The following is a 20,534-nucleotide window of genomic DNA, read 5'->3' on the forward strand; positions in this document are numbered from 1 at the left end:
GCAAATAGATTGGAGAATGTCCCGTTACGCGAATATGGCGTGCAGGGGCATTTTTTTTGGAAATCGGGAAAATAAGGTCGAACTTTCGATAGTCGAAAGTCTGTATATCGGTAGAAAGACCGTTAAAATGTTAGTTATAATAAACTTAAAAGGAGACGGAGGTAAGGGGCAAATGGAAAGATTGAAAGTGTCTAACGATAAACGAAGTCTGGAAACAGAAACGGGCAAGCACTTCTTTTATCTGGCGGATACAGCTTGGACATTGCCGCAAAGATTAAAGTGGGACGATGTCATCTACTACATGAAAAAAAGAAAGTCGCAAGGCTTTAATGTGCTGCAGATTGTGGCGTTGGATCCGGAGATGGATATCGAGATGCGCAACCCTGCTGGAGTAAAAGCGCTGATAAATAATAATCTATCGCAGCCTAACGAAGCATATTTCAGGTACTTGGATTGGGTATTGGATGTTGCGGAAGAGATGGAATTCTATGTCGTTCTTTTACCAGTTTGGGGCCAATTGGTGGTTGGAGAAAACTGGAACGGTGAACAATTCGAGAAGATCGTGACAGAACAGAACGCCTATGAATTTGGTCGATGGATCGGCAATCGGTATAAAGATCAGACAAATCTTATTTGGTGCCTGGGGGGAGATCGCCAACCGATTCATAAAGGGGTCGACTACCGGGACGTGTGGCGGAACATGGCGGAAGGTCTGCTCAAAGGAGTCACTGGCGTCTCTTGCAAATATAATGTAGCAAATCAAGCGTGGCGTGAACTTGTAATAACTTACCATACGTGCTACGAAGTGGAGACAGGCAATTATTCGACGATGTCATACTGGACGGAGGAAGAAGCTTGGATCAGCTTTACCATGCTGCAATCTGGCCACGGTTTGCATACTCAAAATTACGTGGAGGTTCAGAAAGAATACGAAAGGACTCATACATTGCCAGTTTTGGACGCAGAGCCAGCATATGAGCAAATGCCAATGGGTTGGCCGATAACACTCCCCTTACACGATGAGTGGATTGTCAGAAAAAGAGCCTATTGGTCGCTATTTGCAGGATCATGTGGACATACTTATGGTCATTCCAGTGTGTGGTGCATGATTTCCGATAAGGAAAAAAATGACATTCTCATATATGACTGGTATGAAGCGTTGGAGCGGCCAGGCGCTTATCAAATGAAAATATTGCGTGATTTTTTCGACTCGATTCCATTTGAACGCTGCATCCCGAATCAGAGCATCATGGAACATGATCAACTGTGCGGCAAAGGTTGTCTGGATGAACATCGTCAAGCAGCTGTGGATAGCCGAGGGCAATTCGCAATGGTGTATTTTACGAATGGAGGTTCCGAAAAAATAGATTTGGCACGCTTGAATGGAGAGCGATTCTTGGCATTGTGGTTTAATCCTAGAGATGGGAAATGCTACGATTCGGAACATAACCTCTGCGACAAAGTTTTTGAAGTGCATGCGGAAAAAGGATGGACTGAATTTAAGGCTCCTACACAAGGGGAGAAGAACGATTGGATTTTAGTCATAGGCTCCGAGGAGAATTTATTTGAAAACATAGGCAAAGAAGTGTTCAGAGGAGAAGAAATGAAGATTGAACAATGGCCTATGATTTTTGTCTGATGCAAGCAAGTAACGGAAAGAAAGGATGTCTCTTATGAATAGACGATTGGAAGAAGTACTTGCTGGAAAAGAAGACAATTACATTCTCCCCTTTGTATGGCAGAAGGGCGAGGATGAATCCATTATTCGTGAAGAGCTGGCGCGTATCCATGATTGCGGGATCCGGGCCGTCTGCATCGAAGCAAGACCGCATCCGGATTTTCTCGGGCCGGACTGGTGGAAGGTCATGGACGTTGTGATGGAGGAAGCTCGCCAACGCGACATGAAGGTTTGGGTCCTCGATGACGAACATTTTCCGACCGGATATGCTGCAGGGAAAGTCAAGGATGCTCCACCCGAGCTGCGTCGCGTCTATCTGAACTTGAAGCATTTGGATATGATTGGTCCCCAGCAGGATACTAGTTGTATCGTGGAAGTTCCGCCGTTTAACGAGCGCCTGCCTACTTTAGTACCCGGATATTCTTATGGCGGGACGCTGTTTGGGGTGATCGCGGCGAAGCGCCATTCGGCTACCGGTGAGCTTACCGGCGAAACGATCGATCTATGGGGTTGTGTTCAGGACAATGTTTTGTTCTGGGATGTGCCCGAAGGTCAATGGCGTATTTTCATGCTCATTGAAACGACAAGAGGGGCAAGCGAACACCATTTCAATTACGTCAACCCGCTTGTAGCTGAATCGGTGCGCATCCTCGTCGATACGGTATATGAGGCTTTCTATGAGCGATATCGGGATGATTTCGGACATACCTTTGCCGGCTTCTTCTCCGACGAACCGGGGCTTTATAACGATAAAGATACCTTCGATTTCGAATCCAAGCTCGGCAAGAAAGACGTCGTTCTACCGTGGTCCAGGCAGCTTCCGAACCTCCTGGAGGAGGCGCTCGGCAGCGATTTCCGTCGCAAATTACCGTTCCTGTGGTATGAAGGAGGAGAGGGTACAGCTAACGTACGGTACGCGTATATGAACGTTGTCAGCAAGCTGTACGGTGAGAATTTCACCAAGCAGCTTGGAGATTGGTGCCGAGAACGTAACGTGGAATATATCGGTCATGTACTTGAAGATAATAACGTTCACGCTCGTCTCGGTCCAGGAGCCGGCCACTTTTTTAGAGCGCTGTGGGGGCAGGATATGTCCGGCATCGACATCATCGGCTGGCAAATCACTCCGGGCTTCGATGAAGGTTTCCTTCGTACTCGACCGGGAGAATCGGACAACGAGTTTTACCACTTCGGTCTGGCTAAAATGGCTTCCTCGCTCGGGCATCTCGACCCGAAGAAGAAGGGCCGGACGATGGTAGAGTTGTTTGGTGCTTACGGGTGGTCCGAAGGACTCAAGCTGATGAAATGGTTGACGGATCATGTTCTCGTGCGCGGCGTCAATGTTTTCGTTCCACATGCATTCTCCCAGAAGGAGTTTCCAGATGATGACTGCCCGCCTCACTTCTACGCGAGAGGGCATAATCCCCAATTCCGTTACTATAAAGAACTGAACCATTATACGAACCGGCTTAGCCACCTTCTATCGGGTGGACGACATATTGCGCCGGCGGGGGTATTGTATCATGCGGAAGCCGAATGGTCGGGGGAATTCATGTATTTCCACAAGCCGGTCAAAGAGTTACTTCGCAGCCAAATCGATTGCGATGTGCTTCCGGCCGATATTCTATACGATAGCGCCAAAGTATCGGACGGTAAGCTACTTATTCAGGAAGAGTCGTTCCGATGCTTGATTATCCCTTACTCTGAAGTGCTTCCGGATTCGCTGCTTATCCGTTTGGCCGAGCTCGCCGGGCAAGGACTGCCGTTGTTGTTTATTGATGGATATCCGGTTCGTTCCATCGATGGGGAAAGTGACTCGCTTCATCGTTTAGCTGCATCCAACGTGTGCCATGTAGTTCCGCTGAACCGGCTTGCCGCGGAGCTGAAGGAGCGAGGCTGGAACGAGATTACCGTGAAGTCCGAGCAGCTTTATCTGCGATACTATCATGTGCAGCATGCGGATTTGGATGTGTATATGTTTTTCAATGAGCATCCGCTCGAACGGATTGAGACTGAGGTTCGGCTTCCAGTGCAAGGAAGGGCTATACGGTATGATGGTTTCAGCAATCTGCTTACGGAGTTGGAGGTTCAGACTGATGCGGATGGCATAGATACAGCTATTTCTTTAAGCCCCTATGAATCGCTTGTGCTCTTGGCCGGATCGGGAATTGACGATGCCGTCGTGGAAATGGGAACAGACTACGGAGCGGCGGCGAATGCTGTAATGCAATCGAAAGTGATTGAGGGGACATGGGACATTTCAATTTCAGCCTCTATAGATTACCCTGCCTTCCGAAAGGTGGGCAGCACATATGCACTGGTCAATATGGGACGGCCGGGTCAGCTCCGCGATTTCTCTGGCACATTCCGGTATGAAACTGTATTTGAGTGGTCACAAGGCGCTGGCGAGGTTCTTCTGGATTTGGGACGTGTGTTCGAGATCGGCGAAGTGTGGGTGAATGGCGTGCGTGCAGGGGTGCGGATTTGTCCGCCGTACGTTCTGGAGATCGGTCATCTGCTCAAGAAAGGAAGCAATTCGCTCGCCGTCGAGGTGACCAATACGCTGATGAATGAGCAGAAGGATCTTGTCTTCAGGACCATTCATCAGGAGCCGAGCGGCTTGCTAGGCCCGGTTCAGCTCGTAGTTATGGCAAATTGAAGAGGAGCGTGGACGGTTGAAGAATATGCTGAATAATCCAATTTTGGCCGGGTTTTATCCCGATCCTTCGATCTGCCGCGTGGGCGACGATTGCTACATGGTTACTTCAAGCTTCTCCTTATTCCCGGGGGTTCCAATCTTTCATAGTACGGATCTTGCGCATTGGGAGCAGATTGGGAACATTTTGGACAGAAAGTCGCAGCTTCATGTTACGGCGGAGTATATGGCATCCGGAATTATGGCACCGACGCTTCGCTATCACAACGGTACCTTTTACATGATTACTACGAATTTCAGCGACAAGGGAAATTTCATTGTCACTGCGACGGATCCCCGCGGTCCCTGGTCGGATCCTTACTGGCTGCCGGATGGTCACGGCATCGATCCTTCCTTGTTTTTCGACGATGACGGGAAGGCGTACTTTACCGGTACAAGGCTGGAAGACCGTGAAGACAATCCAATGGGCGAACAAGTGATCTGGATCAGCGAAATCGATCTGGTGAACATGCGGCTTGTAGGCGGAAATCGGACTATATGGGGAGGAGCACTCAGAAATTGCGCTTCGCCCGAAGCTCCTCATCTGTATAAGAGAGACGGGTACTATTACTTGGTTATTGCAGAGGGTGGAACAGAGCACTACCACGCAGTCACGGTTGCACGCAGCAAAACGATTTTTGGCGATTATGAGGGCTATGTGGGAAATCCCATTTTGACTCATCGTCAGCTGGGGAAAGATTACCCGATCTGCAATGTCGGCCACGCGGATTTCATAGAGCTTCAAAATGGCGATTGGTACGTGGTGATGCTAGCCTCCCGTCTGATCGAAGGGTATCACAAGAACATGGGCAGGGAAACTTTTATTGCACCCATCGTTTGGGAGAATGGTTGGCCTGTTGTCAGCCCCGGCACCGGGCGGCTCGAATGGAGCTATCACGCACCTGAGCTGCCGGCGTTTACACCGAGACCAATTCCTGCGAGGGACGATTTTGAGGAAAATCGGCTCGACATGCATTGGATTTTTTTCGGGACGCCATATGACGATTTCTATTCAATCGCGGACAGCAAGCTAACTTTGAAATTGCTGCCTCGCCGCATAAGTCAGGAGTTAAAGAAGATCGACGTTGCTAAGGCAGATGCATGTATGACAGTTCCATCTTTAAGCTTTATCGGTCGAAGGCAGCAGCACGTGAGCTTTCGTATATCAGCCAAGATGAGTTTCCATGCATTTGAGGAAAATGAAACGGCCGGACTAGTCGTGATGCAGGCTTGCAACCACCAATTTCGATTGGAACGGGCGATGAAGGAAGGGAAGCAAGTGATAAGACTGATTCAGTGTACCAGCGAGCTGAACGGATACCCGCATCAGCCCCATTTTCAGAGTCTGACGACTGAGGCCGAGCTTGCAATTGCTGAAGTTTTCAGTAGAGATATCGTTCTAGGCATTAGCGCAGAGGGTCAAGCGTATAGCTTCTATTACAGAAGTGCAGAGGGGAATCATCGCTTACTATACGAGTATGCGGACGGTAGACTAATAAATCCCGAGGCCATCGGCGGTATGGCAGGAACTGTACTTGGCATGTTTGCTAGCGGGAATGGGATGGAATGCGCAAACAGAGCCGAATTTGACTGGTTTGATTATGAGGGCTTGATTTGAAAGACATGAACTATACCAACCCAAAGGGAAATGTTTAGATCTTAACGAAAACATTATTGTTTGTTCTTTACGGACGTGAACCCAAGCTCTTCGATAGTTCCTTATCTATTTCATCAATTTGTTGCGATGTAACGAGATGCTGCTTTGCAAAGGTCCGACCAGTGACACCCCGACCACCACGCGAGCATTGTATCCTGAATCCGCGGTGATGGAATTGAATCATCAGTATCATCATCAAACGGCCGGAGGTGTTCGAGCTTGATCTGCTTTCGTTTTCGTCGGGAATGCGCAGCCTCCCGCCATTTTCCTTCAGCTCGACGTTAAGAAACGGATTCTTGGTCCGACCGCCGCCGCCTTCTGGGTCCCAAGCGGAGCGGACAAAGTCGGAGGCATTATACTTGGTCGGTGGGTTTCGACAACATTTGAAGGAGTGCTCGTCTTTTGGCGGCGGTATCCGCAAGTTGTCGGCCTTAAAGGTATGGAACGTTCGGCCATATTTCGCTGTGGAACAAGGCGTCGGGCAAGTATTTTGCATCCCGCAAGCAAGTGGACAACGCCACTTCTGACGGTTCTGCGTATGGTCGTATCCGTTAGGCTTCATTTCCTTACCGATGGGACAAATGGGCACACCCTCAGGTGAAATTTGAATGTCAGAATCGGTAGTGGTATTCTTTTTGCTCCGGTTGTTCAGGTCAATAAAAGGCTCGATGCGCTGGTGATCCAGCAAAGCATAGATGGCCTCCGCATCGTGAGCGGCATCAAGGAGAATTTTATCGATTGTGCCCAAGGTGAAACGTTGCGCAAATTCAATGGAGCTGACGACCAAACTCACAGCGTCGTGCCGGGAAGCAGGCTGGAGTCTGGGATACAGCGGAAGATCATGCTTGCTGTTCGCAGCAGCCAGCATGTACAGGTGGTACCCATTGAAGTATCTCTCACGTGCGCTGTCCCAACCGGAATCGCAATCCGGCTGGGAATATTCGCGGCGGTGAGGACAATTCGCAAGGCCTTGGGCACTGCAATTACAAGTAGGCTTGCTTCGCAGATAAGCAGTCGTGACGACGGGCGTTCCATCGCCGGCGATCGTTAAGGCCTTCATATCCCCCAGCAGGCCGAGCTTTCCCGAAACGGCGACAATCTGGGAGTGGAAGAACTCCTGCAAGCGATCGAAAGGCTGATCTTTACGTTTTCGCCATGACGCAGGATACGCTCAACAAGACGTTTGACCTTGCCAGGGGATGTGGTTGGTGCTTTTTCGCCCTTCTTGCCTTTTTGGGGTTTACGCTTCCTTGGCTTCGTGCGAGGTTTCAAATGTTTGTCCTCGGCAGCCCAAAATCGGGTGAGAAAATCGTAGAAGGTTCCAACGCCGGGAATATCTCCGGGATCAAACCCGCTGAGAATGGCATAAAGAGGGACCCGGTACATTTCATCGACCCAAGCCGTAATGCCGATTTCGGGTCGTACCAAGAGGAACAGGAGATACGAGCGTAACATGGAAGCAGGGTCGCGCGGTGCCGGTCCTCGGTCTGAATACAGATCGCGTAAAAGCGTTGCTGTGTAAGAAAGATCAGAAATCGTACACTTCCAGATGACAGGCCAATCTTTGCGAACCAGGACAGCCAGACCATCCGAGTAGTGTTTGCGGAGTCGATTGATGACAAAGCGTTGGTAAGAAGAATGAGGAACGAAAACAGGCTTCAATGAAGACACCCCACAGGTTAGGTAGTAAGGGAAAATGCATACCCTTCCTGCGCGATTTTGGAGCGATATTAAAAAAGTCAAGTGTTTTCAAGGGAAATGTCCAAATTTTAAAATATATTTTTCCAGTTCGAGATGTGGTAGAAATAAAAAAATCCCTCCACCAAAGTAGGAGGGGAGCAAAATTGATGGTTCAAGGAATCGCTTGTCCCATCAGCCTCGGCGAATGCCGAGAGGCTATTAACAAATATGGAGGGATAAAAATGGATGAGTTGCGTAAAAGGAATCGATCGGTGGTTGAAAAGTTTTACGAGTTGGGCCATGATGCGAATGTTCTTTTTGCCGATAATGGGGTGAAAATAATTCCCTGGTACCCACCAAACGGAATCAGTTGGACCGGAAGAAATAAATTGGACCAAAATTTTCAATCGAATAAGTCCTATTTCCCGGATTTTAACTGGGATGAGATTCGGATTTTTGAAACGGATGATCCGAACTATTTCTGGGTGGAGTGCAGCGGACGCGGAGAACAGATCGTAAGTGGAAAAGCAGAAATATATATGAATCAATATATTAATTCTTTCCTAATTGAAGACGGTCAGATCAAAGAATTCCGGGAATTTTTTAGCCCGCTGAATCTATACAATTCTTTCGGAATTGAAGTATCACCACTTATGAAACCCCCATTTATTGACGAATAAATCTTGACAGAGCCATATGTCGTCATGCAAATATTGGAAGCGTATTATGAATCAACCAAGACTAGTGAACTCTTCAAGCTTTAATGCAAATTGCAAAAAAACGAAGGAGGTATATGTGCATGAACGAGAAGTACATGATCTGCCCCGAAGGTTTTGAAAATATCAACGAGGATGGGAAAAGGGTTGGTTTCAACCTGCCCGTCCGCATCCCCTACTATCTGGGGATAAGCCTCTCCATGATCGATGACATTCAGGTGAAGGTCGACGGTGAGAAGATTCCCAGGGAGAATCTGAGGTTTACGACACGTGCAGGGTATCCTTTCACATTGACGGAAATGGAGACAGTCACCAAATACCGCTGGGAATATGGAGAAAAGGCAAAAGTGACGGCGTTGATGGACGGAGGGCTTGCACCCGGCAAACACAAGATTGAAGTCAAGGTTTTCTTAAGAATTGCCTATATGCCGAAAGGGTCTTTCGCTGTTGCTGAAGTAGAGATTGATGTGCAGGTCTGAGGATAGCCTTCAAATTATGCCGGTAAAAATTTAATGAATATTTTGGGGAGGTAACGAACGATGACAATAAAACTCGGTGTATCGCTTTACAGCTTTCAGGAGGATTACTATCTTGGCAAGCTGGACCTGGAGGGCTGTATTGCCAAAGCAGCAAATGAAATAGGTGCCGAGGGAATTGAAGTGCTGCCGGATCAAATGCCGCTTCCGAGCTATCCCAATTACACCGAAGAGGATATTGACAAGTGGTTAGCATGGATGGACAAATACAAGACAACACCGACCAGTTACAGCATTGGAATTAACTACACCATGTTTAAAAACAGGATGTGGACGGTCGATGAATACCTTGATGATATTGTTGGCAGTATCAAGCGTGCCAAACAACTGGGCTTTAAGATTGTACGCAATGGGATTTTGAAGAAAGAGGACCTTGAGGTTTATGAAAAGGCGATACCAGCGGCGGAGCATTATGGAATTCAGCTGTGTACCGAAATTCATGCCCCCCGTTCAATCAGATCCTGGTATACCCAGGATCTGATTGAAATGATTCAGCGAACCGGCACCAAGCATTTGGGCTTTGTTGTGGACTTCGGTATATTCAACAAGGGCATGCCCGTACCGCTGAAGAAGAGACTGATTCGCGAAGGCGGAAATGAGCAAATTCTTAATTATATCGATGAGGGATATAGAAACAAACAGATTCCGACGGAGGACGAAGTAAGAAAGATGGGCGGCGGAAATATTGAGTTGTCCTTTAGAAATCAGACGGATCACTACATTTATGACGATCCGGAGCTGCTGAAGGAAGTCATTGCGTACACCCAGTATTGCCACGGCAAATTCTATGAGATGGATGAGAATTGTGAGGATGTTAGTGTAGACTATGAAGGACCGTTGAGAGTGTTGAAGGAGAACGGCTTCAATGGCTACATTGGAAGCGAATATGAGGGGCAGCGCCACTACTTCGAACAGGGCTGCGATATCTATATGGATCCGATCGAGCAGGTTCGCCGTCATCATGTCATGATGAGGAAGTACCTGGGTGAACAGAGCCATGAACAGGTTGCGTCGGATAAAAATAAAGTAATAGACTGAACTTGTTGACTGAACCCCATAAAGTAGCTGCATCTGACTAAGACTGGAAAAAAATTCTGATATGCTCCCCATATGATAGACAGGTGAATAATAATAATCCTGATACTAATAGGGGGGCTCTTTTGTGTATAAAGAAAAATATAAGAAACTATCCATTCTCGAGAAAGCATCGAAAGGGGAAATTGGGCATCTACGACATTCTTGTCAAACAGTAAATTGACGACTAACGCCGCAGTGGCAAAATTAAAAATTCCCTTCGTAATCCAGGTGATTTGTAGGGGCAGAGATTCGTCATGGTCATTTCGCCGATCAATAAAAATATGTAACGATTATTGAAGTCATTTGATTATTGCATGAAACAAGCTGAAGTAAATCTCTATTCTCCTTTTGCATGATACAAGCGAATTTAAGCATTTCACAGAGAATCTTGGAAGGTCTACACTGAAGGTAATCTGGAAACGCTTTCTGGCAAGATTGAAGGAGATGAATGAAATGAAGACAGTTTGGTTGGAGAGGAATCCCGATCTGCTCGAGATTGAGACCAAGCCTTGCGTCATGGCGGTTGGTTTTTTCGATGGCGTACATATTGGGCATACTAAGTTGATCGTCGAGGCTCAGGAAATTGCCAATCGTCTGCAGGTGGAGCTGGCGGTAATGACCTTTTATCCGCATCCCAGAGAAGTCCTGTCTAAAGGCAAGTCGGCTGTGGATTACTTGATGACAAATATGGTGAAAGCGGAAACTTTTGCGGCTCTTGGAGTGGATACTCTTTATATGGTCTCTTTCTCTCCGGAATTCGCAGCGCTTTCTTCTGAAAGATTTGTTAAAGAATACTTGGCCGGATTGAATGCGGCATGCGTAGTGGTCGGTTTTGATTTTACCTACGGTTTTCAAGGCAAGGGGAATACGGAGTCGCTAGTTAAGGAAGCTGATGGACTACTCGAAGTTGTCATCTTCCCTAAGTGTGAATTAGACGGTGAGAAAGTGAGTTCCTCTATGGTTCGATCGCTTCTTCATAAAGGAGAGGTAACGAAAGCGGCCCAATTTCTAGGGCGCCCTTACCAGACTCAAGGAATCATTACCGGAGTCAAAAAGGATTCTACGGGGGTTCAAGGGGTAGTCGTCTCTATGTATCGCCCGTTTACATTACCCTCCTCCGATTTTTATCATATAAGCATAGAGTTGGAAAATAAACTGTTACCGGCTATCGGGCTAGTTGTTTTTGAAGAAAAGAGCAGTGAGGTTCATGTATTTTTTCAAAGGACAATATTGATGAACTTAAATCGTTCCAGGGTCAAGATCGATTGGATTAGAAGAGCAAGAATTATCACCGCAATTGGAAATTGGATGAAGGAGAGACGTCAATGAGCAAAAAGCAGGCACTCCCTGATTCGTTGAATCATCTGCAAATTGAAAAGCTTAATCTTGATACGCTTGTACTTCTCAGTACGATCGATCATGAGAGCGGCTCGCCCAGCATAGCTGCCATTTCATGGGTGAAGGCAGTTTCCGGGAATGAGATTCGATTGGCCATAACCAACACTTCGCGAATATATAAGAATATTTCAGAAAACCCTAGGGTCACTCTTTGTTTTATCGGATTGGGGACAGTCTATTCCATTCCAGGAACTGCCCATATTATAGAGAGCAAAATGGAAGAGGTCGCAATGCCGCTTGCAAAAATTAAGATTGATATTCATGCCGTATTTGAATCCATGTTTTGGGGAGCCAAAATTACGCAAGAGCCGGTTTATGAAAAAACCTATGATCTTGGCAAAGCGGAAGCTTTGGATAAGCAAGTATGTACAGCACTTTTGCGCTGATTGCAAGGATACCTTTGTTGGAGGTGATGAAACGCACATTAATCATTGCTCGGAGTCACTTGCTATACTAATAAACCTTATGGAGGAACTGAAATGAGAAAACATTACTTATCTCAATTAGCACATGTTGAAATTTACAGCCCAAAGCCTGAAGAAACATTGAAATTTTACCGGGACGTTATCGGCTTACAAGAAACCGAGAGAGACGGTCAATCCGTATATTTGCGGGCGTGGGGGGATTACTTTCACCACAGTTTGAAAATCACTGAAGGAAAAAAAGCGGGCCTCGGACATATTGGATGGCGCGCGGACAGCGCAGAGGCGTTGGAGCTTGCTGCCAAATTCATTGAGCAATCGGGAGCGGGCAAAGGCTGGATTGAAGGAGACAAGGGGCATGGGAAAGCTTATCAGTTCGTCTCGCCGGACGGCCATAAGGAAGAAGTTTTTTGGGACGTGGACCTGTACAAGGCACCCCCGGAGCATCAGAGCGTATGGAAAAACCGTCCGTCCAAAAACGGAATGCGAGGAATTTCTCCTCGCAGGATCGATCATGTAACCCTCCAAAGCTCGGATCCCGGCAAAGACCGTGAATTTTATCAAAGTCTTGGGTTCAAATATCACGAGGGCATCTACACAAACGCCAAACGGGACAAGGAAATGGGCTCCTGGTTGTCGGTTTCCAATTTGTCCCACGATGTTGCTATCGTCCGGGATCCGAAGGGGGAAAGAGGCAATATCAATCACGTATGCTATGCTGTGGAAAGTAGAGAAGAAGTTTTGCTTGCGGCTGACCATATTATCGAAAGCGGATACAGATTGGAAATGGGCGCACCGACCCGGCATGCACTCGCTGAAGGCTTCTTCTTCTATGTGATAGAACCGGGCGGAAACCGCTTTGAACTGTATGCAGGTGCCCATCTTGTATTCGCTCCGGACTTCGGACCTCATATTTGGACACTCTCGGAAAATCCGAATGATGCATGGGGAATTGTGTCCCCCTGGAATGAAGACGGAACTTTCAAACCTGAATTCTTGGGGCGAATCTCCTAAATTTATACAGATTAGAGGGATAAAGAATGACCAACACAATGGGAATGTTTGAACGTTTTTCACACGAAACTGCGATCGCCAGAGCTCGTGCACTTGCTCCATCGATTCGTTCACGTGCTAAGCAATCTGAGGAAATGCGCCAGCAGCCGAAAGAAACGATTCAGGAATTCATTGATTCCGGCCTGATTCGTTTGCTGCAGCCGGTAATGTGGGGAGGGCATCAATTGCACATTGATTCCCTTTGCGATGCGATTAAGGAAATTGCAAAAGCAGATCCGTCGGCGGGATGGTGTTTTGCCTTGCTCGGTCTTCATTCATGGATGTTGACAGGGTGGCCGGAGCAGTCTCAACTTGAAGTGTGGGGCGATAATCCCAATGCCCTCATTGCATCGGCTTTTGCGCCGACGGGAAAAACCGTTCGGACGGATGGCGGATATCGTATTCACGGAGAATGGCCTTTCTCCTCAGGCATCGACCACTCCGATTGGGCGATGCTCGGATCCATCCAACCACCATCAGAGGAAGGAGGGTTTCCGCAGCATTTGATGCTACTGGTGAACAAGGAGCAATTCGAAATCATGGATGACTGGTATGTAGCCGGTATCAAAGGCAGTGGGAGCAAACGGATTGTGATTAAAGAGCCGATTTTCGTTCCGGATCATCGTATCGTAAACATACTTCGTTGGTCGAAATATAACGAGGCTCCGGGGCTGTCTCTTCACTCTGGACCCGTTTATACGCTGCCCCTGCAGCCAATCATCCCGTTTTTTCTGGCATCTTGCGTGTTGGGGGCGACCCAAGGGGCCTACGAGTTATGGATTGAATCCGCTAAGAAGAAACATGCGGTTTTTACACAAACCACGATAACAGAGTTTACCCATCAACAAATCCGATTGTCAGAATCCGGAGCCGAGCTTGAAGCCGCCGAATTGCTATTGAAGTCTGCTCTTGGCGTCGTTCGCGATGGAGGGCCGCTTACGGTGGACCAAAAAGTGCGTATTGCGCGCGATTATGCCTATATGACCAAAATGTGCGCCAGAGTCATGCAGCGGTTATTTGAAAATAGCGGCGCGAGCAGCATTTATGAATCGAACCCGATGCAGCGCTACTGGAGAGATATTCAAATCATGTCCATGCATGTAGGCTTGAACTTCGATTTTGCCGGAGAGAATTTTGGACGTCACGTCATGGGCTTGCCGATCAATCCCAAAAATGCGGCGTATTTATAACTAAGCGAAGGAGCATACAAACGATGTTTCATTACTGGCCAGACAACTATATGTGGTCTTATCAAGTTATTCGAATCATGAGCCAATGCCAATATGGGGGCGGCGATATTAATGAGGTGCTGGATACCTGTTCGAGAATCACTTTGGGCGATTACGACAGCTTCCACAAGGAATGGATGAACACCGGGAACAGAATGATTGCAGTGGCGAATGAAGCAATGGATCAAGATCACCGTGAAACCGCCCGCTCAGCTTTCTTTCGCGCATCCAACTATATTCGTACGGCTGAATTCTTCCTGCAGCCCGATGACGAACGCAAGATTCCCACTTACAAAAAAAGCGTCGAAGCTTTTCGCAAAGGCGCAGAACTGCTGGAAAATGCGCCGAAGGTACTCGAAATTCCTTTTGAAGGCTCATTTATGCCCGCCTACCATTATCAAGTTCCTGGAGTCAAGAGAGGACCGCTGGTCATCATGTTTGGCGGGCTGGATTCTACGGCTGAAGAGATGTTTTACAGTACTGTCCCTTTTTTGCTTGAGCGCGGCATTTCCGTTCTTGCCGTTGAGGGTCCGGGTCAAGGCGCAGCTTTGCGGCTGAATCATATCGTATCCCGTTACGACATGAACGTAGCCGGCACTGCTGCCCTTGAATATGCGTTGTCCAATCTGGACGTGAATCCTGAACGAATCGGCATCTTGGCTTTCTCCATGGGGGGGTACCATGCTGCGCGTATGGCTGCTTTCGAACCGCGGTTCAAAGCATGTGCTATCCTCGGGGCAGTTTATGACTATGGAGAAGTGTGGCGTAACCGCCCGGATAACCATCCCCTATCCAGAATCATCCAGCATGTCATCGGAGTTGAAACGATGCCCGAAGCCCGCGAAAAGCTGAATAACTTCACTCTTGATGGCGTTGCCGAAAAAATCACTTGTCCGACTTATGTTATCCACGGAGAAAATGACCGCAATGTGCCGATCAGCCATGCCTACCGTGTATATAACGCAATGAAGTGTCCGCGGGTATTGAAGGTTGTCCCGGCCAGCAGCACGGGATCCGCTCACTGCCAGTTGGATAACATCACGGAAACGTTCTCCTTATTCGATTGGTTAAAACAGCAGCTTGCTTAATGAATTCCGTTAAACAGGACGTGGCTCGCGATCTCATGTTCTGTTTAACGCTTTAAACTTGAGCGGGTGGAAAGAAGGTCAGGCGTTGAAATCCTTATTTGATTTAAGCGGAAAAGTCGCATTGATTACCGGGGCCAGCCGGGGGATCGGCCTTGCCGTCGCCGAGCAGATGGCAAGGCATGGCGCTGTCGTTGTTCTCTCCAGCAACGACGAACAGGAATGCCGGTCTGCCCAAGAGTCACTGCGAAATCAAGGATATGAGGCATATGCCATTCCTTGCGATGTGTCATCCAAACCACAATTGGAAACGCTTGTTGCCGAGTCGCTATCTCACTATGGCCGCATTGATATCTTGGTCTGCAATGCAGGAATCGGCCCTCATTCAGGGCCGATCGCGACAGCAACGGACGAACACTGGGAACAGACCATGACGGTAAACCTAAGAAGCGCCTTATGGCTTACAAATAGGGTCATTCCCCAAATGGCCGAGAGAAACGAAGGATCCGTTATTCTGATGTCCAGCATATCAAGCGTACGAGGCAATAGATCGATAGGTTTATATGGCCTATCCAAAGCAGGATTGGCTCAGCTTGCAAGGAACCTGGCGGTTGAATGGGGTCCACGAAACATCCACGTAAATGCGATCTCCCCGGGCTTGATCCAAACTGAATTTGCGAAGCCGATGTTGGAAAACCCGTCGATTATGGAACGAAGATTAGGATTGACGCCGCTGCGGAGGGCGGGTACGCCCGACGAAATCGCAGGCATTGCCGTCATGCTGGCATCAGCCGCCGGCGCATTCGTTACAGGGCAAAATCTGATTGTAGACGGCGGGACGACCATCAGTGATGGAAATTGAAGAGGAGAATGAGCATGTCCAGAAAAGTGATTGACTTAAGTGTGACGATTGACGAAGAGATGAAGGACCCGCTGCCGTTAAAGATCGAGTACGAGCGGCATGAAGAGGGTGTGCATTTTGTTTCCAAAATGGCAGGAGTCCCGGTTGAAGCTTTTGGAGGCTATTCTTTTGCGGGGGAAACGTTGACTCTGGCAACGCACTGCGGGACGCATGTGGACGCTCCGTGGCATTATTATCCTACTTCCGAGGGGAAACGCGCGCGGACGATCGACGAATTGCCGTTGGAATGGTTTTTCGGGCACGGCGTTGTTCTGGATTTCACGGATAAACCGGCCGGCTACGGCGTTACAGCTGCTGATATACAGGATAAGTTGAGCGAGATACAGTATCAAATAAAGCCGTTTGATATCGTCCTGATCCGAAGCGATGCGGACAAGAAACGTTATGATGACGGGTTTTCCGATGCCCATGTGGGTGTTACTGCCGAGGGGACACGATGGTTGCTGGAGCAGGGGATCAAATTGGTCGGAACCGACGGTTGGGGTTGGGATATTCCCATGAAATTGCAGGCCGAAGCCTACAGGAAGGATCCGCGTCCCGGTATTATGTTCGAAGCTCATATGGTCGGCAAGGATATCGAATATTGTCAAATTGAAAAAATGGCGAATCTGGATCGGCTTCCTCCATATGGCTTTACCGTGTATGCCTTCCCGACCAAAGTGAAGGCGGGCAGCGGGGGATGGACCCGGGCGGTTGCTATCGTGGAATCCTGATTCATCATTTTATAAGACGGAGTTGAGCTGCGATGAAATTCGTAACCTTTATTAATCAAGCCGGAAAAACGCGCGCAGGATGGATAAAAGGAGAAGGCATTGTAGATTTGAATTTGGCGAGCGAAGGAAAGCTGCCGGCCAGCATGATCGAATTGCTGAATCAAAGTGAGTCTAGCCTGTCCATCGTGGAGCATTTGAATCATGAAGTCAGCCCCACATATGCCTTGGATGAAGTTCAATTGATAGCTCCGCTCCCCAGGCCTAACAGCTTTCGGGACTTTGTGGGGTTCGAACAGCATCTGAAAAATGCGAAGCGATTTTTTAATGAACCGATACCTAAAGAATGGTACGAGGTTCCCGTATTTTATTTTTCAAACCCTTTCACGATGAAAGGGCCAGACCAGCCGGTGAAGCGTCCGGCCGGATGTGTCCGATTGGACTATGAGCTGGAGCTTGCCTGCATTATCGGGAAAGAAGGGAGCGATATCAAGGCCGAGGAAGCTTTTAATCATATCTTCGGATTTACCATTTTGAACGACTGGACGGCACGCGACCTGCAAGCACAAGAGCTCAAGGTAGGCTTGGGAATGGCAAAGGGCAAGGATTTTGCCACTTCCATCGGTCCGTATATTGTTACCAAAGACGAACTCGAACCTTACCGCATTGGAGATAAGTATGATTTGGAAATGACGGCTCGGCGCAATGGCAAGGTAATGTGCCAAGGAAATTATAAGGATGTTTATTACAGCTTCGCCCAAATGATCGAGCGCGCATCCGCGAACGTAACCTTATACCCCGGGGATATTCTGGCTTCGGGAACGGTTGGCTTCGGAACGGTTCTGGAAGTGGGACCGGACATTCATGGCTGGCTGAAGCCGGGAGACGAAGTCGAGTTTGAAATTACGGGATTGGGCAAATTGCGCAACCGGGTCGTATAACAGGAGGTGAGTCGATTGTCTGAACGATTTGCTGGTAAAGTTTGTTTGGTTACTGGTGCCAGCTCTGGAATCGGTAGAGCGACCGCTATTGCATTTGGACAACAGGGAGCAAGCGTCATTGTAGCCGATATGAATGCGCAAGCCGGCGAAGAAGTGGCAGCAGAAATCAAAAGAAATGGCAGCGACGCAATTTTTGTTCCGGTAAACATTTCGCAGCTTAAAGATGTTGAACATATGGTTTCTGTTGCGGTGAGCAGGTTTGGACGTTTGGATTGCGCGGTGAACAACGCAGCGATCAGCGGATCCGTGACGCTTCCGACGAACGAGTATCCGGAAGACGAATGGAACCGTGTGATTGCGGTCAACTTGACCGGAACATGGTATTGTGTCAAGCAAGTATTGGATCAAATGCTAAAACAGGGCTGCGGAACGATCGTCAATGTTTCTTCGGCTGCAGGCTTACGCGGGCATTCGGGCAATGTCTCCTATGCGGCGGCCAAACATGGTGTAGTGGGTTTGACGAAAACGGCTGCTCTTGAATGCGCGACCAAGAATATTCGGGTGAATGCGGTTTGTCCGACCGGAATCGAAACGCCCATGATGCTTGATGGCCGAAGAAATCTTCGGAATGATCCCAAGGCATATGAGGATGCAGCGAACTATCAAGCCATGAAGCGGTTAGGGAAGCCGCAAGAGGTCGCCGACGTGATCCTATGGCTGTCTTCGGAGGAATCCACATTCATCACCGGACATGCCATGGCGATAGATGGAGGAGCTTTTGCGTAAAGGAGAACGGACATGATCTTTCAACAGTTATTTTCTCTTAACGGTAAGGTTGCTGTCTTGATAGGAGCGAGTCAAGGCATCGGAAGTGAAATGGCCAAGATTTTGGCAGAAGCCGGTGCCAGACTCGCGTTAGTAGCAAGAAATCAGGAAAAGCTAGCTTCATTAGCAGTGCATTTGACTGAAGCCGGACATGAGGCCATGGCATTTTCTTGCGATGTAACCCGAGTGGAGGAAGTGGACGCGTTGATGGAAAGGATCCATCATCATTTCGGCCAAATCGATATATTAGTCAACAACGCAGGAATGAATATTGCTAAACCGATTGAAGAAGTAACTGAATCTGATTGGGACAGTGTACTGGATCTCAACTTGAAAAGCGCTTTTTTCTGCTCACAAGCCGCAGGACGCTATATGGTGCCCCGAAAACAGGGGAAAATCGTCAATATTTCGTCTCAAATGGCATTGGTCGGCTATTATAAACGCAGCGCATACTGCGCAAGCAAAGGCGGCCTTATGCAAATGACGAAAGCGATGGCCATCGAATGGTCGTCCAGCAAAATCAATGTAAATTCGATAGCTCCGACATTCATTGAGACTCCCATGACGGCGCCGATGTTTGAGGATCCTAGTTTCCGGGCAGAAGTATTGAGCCGGATTCCGCTCGGCAGATTGGCGAAAGCGGAAGATCTTTTTGGAGCCTTGATATTTTTGTGCTCGTCTTCTTCCGATATGGTGACAGGGCAAACGATTGTCGTAGATGGAGGCTGGACCGTCTGGTAAACGATAGTTTCTTGGAATCGGTACAGCAGGAAACACTTGCGTGAGATCGCTAGATCCTAAAAATCCCCATGGACATCTAAAGACAAGACATCCGGGGGATTTTTGCTCTCATCAAAAAAGGTTCACTTCTTTCAAATCTGCTTCTACCTTCCAATTCATCAATTCTTCAAGAAATAGCCGAATTGCCGGATTATTGTTTTTCTTATTCCAAGCAGCTATCATGTCGATCTTCGTTTCATCACCTTCGATATCGATGAAGCGAAGTGATGGGCTTTTCTGTGAACTTACGTAACTGGGAAGGATGGTAATACCGACTCCGGCTTCGATCAACATAAGCAAAGAATCCGTTTGTGGAGATTCGTGTATCACATCTGGAGTAAAGCCATTTTTTTGGCAAGTATTTAGTGTAACTTCATAAGAAAGAGGAGAGATGTTGCGGGACATGTGAAGGAAGGGTTCCTTGGCCAAATCGCTCAACTTGATGCTCGATTTCCCGGAAAGTGTATGGCGCTCCGACATGACGAGTTCCAAAGTATCTTGGAATACGTTGAAATATTCCATCTCGGGGTATCTCTCAAGTCCGAAAGAATACATGAAGCCGATATTAAGTTCTTCATGCTGCAAAGCCTCAATTAGTGAGCCCCAGTTATACCTGTTAAGATTAACACTCGTATTCGGATACTTGTTCCGGAAGCGTCCGATCAATTCCGGAATCTTGATTTTATCGTATAAATAGCCGATTGAAAGACTCCCGATTAGCCCCCGGCCCGCTTTTCGTGTATTGTCGAGAGCTTCATTGGATAGCGATATTATAGATTTGGCGTATTTAAGGAGAACAGTGCCTGCGGGGGTGAGATGGACAGAACGGTTGTTTCGTGAAAAGAGCAAGACTCCGATGTCTTTTTCCAATTCTGCAATCTGTCTGCTTAAAGCAGGTTGACCGATGTAAAGGTGCTTTGCGGCTTCCATGAAATTATGATGCTCGGCAACTGAAATAAAATAAAGCAATTGTTGAATATTCATAAGTTCTCCTTAGGGGGAATTATTCAATTTTGTCATAATTTACATTACTATGAATTATTATAAATAGTTTTTATCGGAGTTACAACATAGGATTCTGCTCTTCTGAAAAATGATTTATTCCACTTTGGAATCGCACGAGTGAATAC

19 protein-coding genes are annotated in these 20,534 nt (G+C 47.8%); 16 read left to right on the top strand and 3 right to left on the bottom strand.

Going from position 1 to position 20,534, the window contains the following annotated elements; all coding sequences use genetic code 11:
• Window positions 1-172: 172 nt before the first annotated feature.
• From LRL21_RS39550 to LRL21_RS39560, 3 genes are read left to right on the top strand one after another with little or no spacing between them, the layout of a single operon-like run.
• Window positions 173-1,639 (top strand): glycoside hydrolase family 140 protein, encoded by a 1,467-nt coding sequence (locus LRL21_RS39550; RefSeq protein ID WP_240421300.1) that lies wholly within the window; start codon window positions 173-175, stop codon window positions 1,637-1,639.
• Window positions 1,640-1,673: 34 nt separating this feature from the next.
• Entirely contained in the window at window positions 1,674-4,337 is a 2,664-nt protein-coding gene (locus LRL21_RS39555; RefSeq protein WP_240421301.1) for a glycosylhydrolase-like jelly roll fold domain-containing protein, read from the top strand.
• A gap of 25 nt (window positions 4,338-4,362) precedes the next feature.
• Window positions 4,363-5,991: a glycoside hydrolase family 43 protein gene (locus LRL21_RS39560; RefSeq protein WP_240421335.1), complete on the top strand. Its 1,629-nt coding sequence runs from the start codon at window positions 4,363-4,365 to the stop codon at window positions 5,989-5,991.
• Window positions 5,992-6,058: 67 nt separating this feature from the next.
• On the opposite strand, the gene LRL21_RS39565 is transcribed toward LRL21_RS39560, so the two are convergent.
• Complete coding sequence (locus tag LRL21_RS39565; protein WP_240421302.1) at window positions 6,059-7,090, bottom strand: hypothetical protein; 1,032 nt, start codon at window positions 7,088-7,090, stop codon at window positions 6,059-6,061.
• Complete coding sequence (locus LRL21_RS39570) at window positions 7,087-7,701, bottom strand: hypothetical protein (protein WP_240421303.1); 615 nt, start codon at window positions 7,699-7,701, stop codon at window positions 7,087-7,089. Before LRL21_RS39570 ends, LRL21_RS39565 begins: the two co-directional genes overlap by 4 nt.
• Between LRL21_RS39570 and LRL21_RS39575 the strand changes: the two genes are divergently transcribed.
• The 13 genes from LRL21_RS39575 to LRL21_RS39635 all read left to right on the top strand — a co-directional run bounded on the left by LRL21_RS39575 (window position 7,692) and on the right by LRL21_RS39635 (window position 19,365).
• Entirely contained in the window at window positions 7,692-8,390 is a 699-nt protein-coding gene (locus LRL21_RS39575) for a PhzA/PhzB family protein (RefSeq protein ID WP_240421304.1), read from the top strand. The two genes, LRL21_RS39570 and LRL21_RS39575, sit on opposite strands and share 10 nt — an antisense overlap.
• A gap of 119 nt (window positions 8,391-8,509) precedes the next feature.
• On the top strand, window positions 8,510-8,905 hold the full coding sequence (locus LRL21_RS39580; protein WP_240421305.1) for a C-glycoside deglycosidase beta subunit domain-containing protein: 396 nt from the start codon (window positions 8,510-8,512) through the stop codon (window positions 8,903-8,905).
• Window positions 8,906-8,965: 60 nt separating this feature from the next.
• Window positions 8,966-10,000: a sugar phosphate isomerase/epimerase family protein gene (locus LRL21_RS39585; RefSeq protein ID WP_240421306.1), complete on the top strand. Its 1,035-nt coding sequence runs from the start codon at window positions 8,966-8,968 to the stop codon at window positions 9,998-10,000.
• Window positions 10,001-10,492: 492 nt separating this feature from the next.
• Window positions 10,493-11,368 (top strand): FAD synthetase family protein, encoded by an 876-nt coding sequence (locus tag LRL21_RS39590; RefSeq protein WP_240421307.1) that lies wholly within the window; start codon window positions 10,493-10,495, stop codon window positions 11,366-11,368.
• A complete protein-coding gene (locus tag LRL21_RS39595; RefSeq protein WP_240421308.1) occupies window positions 11,365-11,823 on the top strand; it encodes a pyridoxamine 5'-phosphate oxidase family protein in 459 nt (152 codons plus the stop codon). The genes LRL21_RS39590 and LRL21_RS39595 overlap by 4 nt, the downstream gene beginning before the upstream one ends.
• 93 nt (window positions 11,824-11,916) lie before the next feature.
• Complete coding sequence (locus LRL21_RS39600) at window positions 11,917-12,873, top strand: VOC family protein (protein WP_240421309.1); 957 nt, start codon at window positions 11,917-11,919, stop codon at window positions 12,871-12,873.
• A 26-nt stretch (window positions 12,874-12,899) separates the two neighbouring features.
• Window positions 12,900-14,102, top strand: coding sequence for an acyl-CoA dehydrogenase family protein (locus LRL21_RS39605; RefSeq protein WP_240421310.1), 1,203 nt, complete (start codon window positions 12,900-12,902; stop codon window positions 14,100-14,102).
• A 23-nt stretch (window positions 14,103-14,125) separates the two neighbouring features.
• Complete coding sequence (locus tag LRL21_RS39610) at window positions 14,126-15,229, top strand: alpha/beta hydrolase family protein (protein ID WP_240421311.1); 1,104 nt, start codon at window positions 14,126-14,128, stop codon at window positions 15,227-15,229.
• 85 nt (window positions 15,230-15,314) lie between these two features.
• Entirely contained in the window at window positions 15,315-16,088 is a 774-nt protein-coding gene (locus LRL21_RS39615) for an SDR family NAD(P)-dependent oxidoreductase (protein WP_240421312.1), read from the top strand.
• A gap of 14 nt (window positions 16,089-16,102) precedes the next feature.
• A complete protein-coding gene (locus LRL21_RS39620; RefSeq protein ID WP_240421313.1) occupies window positions 16,103-16,861 on the top strand; it encodes a cyclase family protein in 759 nt (252 codons plus the stop codon).
• A 32-nt stretch (window positions 16,862-16,893) separates the two neighbouring features.
• Complete coding sequence (locus LRL21_RS47095; protein WP_240421314.1) at window positions 16,894-17,799, top strand: fumarylacetoacetate hydrolase family protein; 906 nt, start codon at window positions 16,894-16,896, stop codon at window positions 17,797-17,799.
• A 15-nt stretch (window positions 17,800-17,814) separates the two neighbouring features.
• Window positions 17,815-18,585: an SDR family NAD(P)-dependent oxidoreductase gene (locus tag LRL21_RS47100; protein WP_240421315.1), complete on the top strand. Its 771-nt coding sequence runs from the start codon at window positions 17,815-17,817 to the stop codon at window positions 18,583-18,585.
• Window positions 18,586-18,597: 12 nt separating this feature from the next.
• Window positions 18,598-19,365 carry an SDR family NAD(P)-dependent oxidoreductase gene (locus tag LRL21_RS39635; RefSeq protein WP_240421316.1) on the top strand — a complete coding sequence of 256 codons (768 nt, stop codon included), beginning with the start codon at window positions 18,598-18,600 and terminating at the stop codon, window positions 19,363-19,365.
• A 111-nt stretch (window positions 19,366-19,476) separates the two neighbouring features.
• Here the strand turns inward: LRL21_RS39635 and LRL21_RS39640 are convergent, their stop codons facing one another.
• Window positions 19,477-20,388: a LysR family transcriptional regulator gene (locus LRL21_RS39640; protein ID WP_240421317.1), complete on the bottom strand. Its 912-nt coding sequence runs from the start codon at window positions 20,386-20,388 to the stop codon at window positions 19,477-19,479.
• Window positions 20,389-20,534 lie beyond the last annotated feature (146 nt).

Source organism: Paenibacillus periandrae (assembly GCF_022458865.1).
GTDB classification, from domain to species: domain Bacteria; phylum Bacillota; class Bacilli; order Paenibacillales; family NBRC-103111; genus Paenibacillus_S; species Paenibacillus_S periandrae.

What these genes read in the sequence shown, in the direction of transcription:
- LRL21_RS39550 (WP_240421300.1), top strand. Translation starts at nt 173, where the DNA reads ATGGAAAGATTGAAAGTGTCTAACGATAAACGAAGTCTGGAAACAGAA.
- LRL21_RS39555 (WP_240421301.1), top strand. Translation starts at nt 1,674, where the DNA reads ATGAATAGACGATTGGAAGAAGTACTTGCTGGAAAAGAAGACAATTAC.
- LRL21_RS39560 (WP_240421335.1), top strand. Translation starts at nt 4,363, where the DNA reads ATGCTGAATAATCCAATTTTGGCCGGGTTTTATCCCGATCCTTCGATC.
- LRL21_RS39565 (WP_240421302.1), bottom strand. Translation starts at nt 7,090, where the DNA reads ATGAAGGCCTTAACGATCGCCGGCGATGGAACGCCCGTCGTCACGACT.
- LRL21_RS39575 (WP_240421304.1), top strand. Translation starts at nt 7,692, where the DNA reads ATGAAGACACCCCACAGGTTAGGTAGTAAGGGAAAATGCATACCCTTC.
- LRL21_RS39580 (WP_240421305.1), top strand. Translation starts at nt 8,510, where the DNA reads ATGAACGAGAAGTACATGATCTGCCCCGAAGGTTTTGAAAATATCAAC.
- LRL21_RS39585 (WP_240421306.1), top strand. Translation starts at nt 8,966, where the DNA reads ATGACAATAAAACTCGGTGTATCGCTTTACAGCTTTCAGGAGGATTAC.
- LRL21_RS39590 (WP_240421307.1), top strand. Translation starts at nt 10,493, where the DNA reads ATGAAGACAGTTTGGTTGGAGAGGAATCCCGATCTGCTCGAGATTGAG.
- LRL21_RS39595 (WP_240421308.1), top strand. Translation starts at nt 11,365, where the DNA reads ATGAGCAAAAAGCAGGCACTCCCTGATTCGTTGAATCATCTGCAAATT.
- LRL21_RS39600 (WP_240421309.1), top strand. Translation starts at nt 11,917, where the DNA reads ATGAGAAAACATTACTTATCTCAATTAGCACATGTTGAAATTTACAGC.
- LRL21_RS39605 (WP_240421310.1), top strand. Translation starts at nt 12,900, where the DNA reads ATGACCAACACAATGGGAATGTTTGAACGTTTTTCACACGAAACTGCG.
- LRL21_RS39610 (WP_240421311.1), top strand. Translation starts at nt 14,126, where the DNA reads ATGTTTCATTACTGGCCAGACAACTATATGTGGTCTTATCAAGTTATT.
- LRL21_RS39620 (WP_240421313.1), top strand. Translation starts at nt 16,103, where the DNA reads ATGTCCAGAAAAGTGATTGACTTAAGTGTGACGATTGACGAAGAGATG.
- LRL21_RS47095 (WP_240421314.1), top strand. Translation starts at nt 16,894, where the DNA reads ATGAAATTCGTAACCTTTATTAATCAAGCCGGAAAAACGCGCGCAGGA.
- LRL21_RS39635 (WP_240421316.1), top strand. Translation starts at nt 18,598, where the DNA reads ATGATCTTTCAACAGTTATTTTCTCTTAACGGTAAGGTTGCTGTCTTG.
- LRL21_RS39640 (WP_240421317.1), bottom strand. Translation starts at nt 20,388, where the DNA reads ATGAATATTCAACAATTGCTTTATTTTATTTCAGTTGCCGAGCATCAT.